Raw genomic sequence first — 1,279 nt, forward strand, 5'->3', positions numbered from 1 at the left:
TGGTCCGGCAAGACCCGCAACTGGTCGCCCGTTGGCCCCGTGACTCTCAACCCCGAGCGCGACTCCTTCGTCAGGGCGCATTCGGAGTGCAACGATATTCAGCAGTTGGCTGCATGAATGAGGCGACAACTACCTTGACGCGCGCCGGGTCTTTGATGTTCCGCCTGGGCACCGCGTTGCGCGGCACTGGATGAACTCATTCGGGGATTTGCTGGCTGCTCGATACTGAACCCGACCCTTCGTAGCGGTTCCGCCTCGATACCTACCTTAGTGTATTGAAGGGGCGCTATTTGTCGGCCTCGGCCCCCGTTGTCTTTGTGACGGTTGCCTTAGCCTCTGTCACCGTATTTAAGTCAAGGCTCTTAGGGTGGCGTTGGGTGATTCGCCAGAGCGTTACACACCCCAGCCCACCGTAAGTGAGTGAAATAACCCACAGCATTGAACGTATAAAAATCTCATCGAGATTTGTTGGCTTAGATGACGCTGCAAGCATGTTCGTTACGGAAAACGGCCAGGAGGGCGGCGCCAAAACCATGGCTAATGTCATCGCTCCAAGGCCCACCATCACCCAAGGCAGCACTTTTACTATCCGTCTTTTAGATCTTGCTAAAGGTCGAACTTTAGATCGCTTGTTTAGTGATACCTTTGGTTTGTGTCCCTTAATGGTGCCTGAAAATTTGGGCATGGACACATTAGAACTGTGTAAAAAACCTATTGCTACGCCCTCTTTTGGGTCCACGTAGTCGAAGGTGAAATTAACAATTTTGGGATCTGCTGGATCAATCGATACAGTGAACTGGTTCGTTTTGTTTGTTTCCCTGGTAACCCCAGCGAGTAAAAATTCGCCATCTTCTAACACTAACTTTAGCGGGTCGTGTTTGCTGATCAAGTCGGAGGTCAGCGTGTCTGACCCGTCATTCCAAAAGCGAAACACTCCACGCGATACTCGATCAATATTCTTGCCCCTAAATTGAAGTGCAAAGCCTGGCGGAACGTTAGGGCTGTTACCCCATGTCAGTTCATGTGAGGCCGTAATCGATACCCGAGGAACCGCCCGCCGCCGGCCCAAAAAAAACAGGATGAGGCCGAGAGCGCAGCCTATCGCGATTCCCACCCATCCCTGATTAAAGAGCTTCGTCAGTAAAATCTGTGGGCGAGTTGCGGCTCAGGAAGCTTGCCAAGTACGTGATATAGGGCGAGTTCAGTGATTCTGAAGGTCCGAAACCCGTAGGATTTTCTCATGGTCACTTTGACCTTGTTGTTCAGACCCTCGACGACG

At 51.8% G+C, this 1,279-nt stretch carries 2 protein-coding genes; both read right to left on the reverse strand.

Annotated elements, in window-relative coordinates:
• Positions 1-286 precede the first annotated feature (286 nt).
• On the reverse strand, positions 287-889 hold the full coding sequence (locus B7G52_RS23490; RefSeq protein WP_141397542.1) for a hypothetical protein: 603 nt from the start codon (positions 887-889) through the stop codon (positions 287-289).
• 248 nt (positions 890-1,137) lie between these two features.
• Positions 1,138-1,279: transposase (locus B7G52_RS23080; RefSeq protein WP_141397505.1), on the reverse strand; the 142-nt coding region annotated here is incomplete at its 5' end.

Source organism: Polaromonas sp. AER18D-145 (assembly GCF_002379095.1).
Classification (GTDB): Bacteria; Pseudomonadota; Gammaproteobacteria; order Burkholderiales; family Burkholderiaceae_C; genus Polaromonas.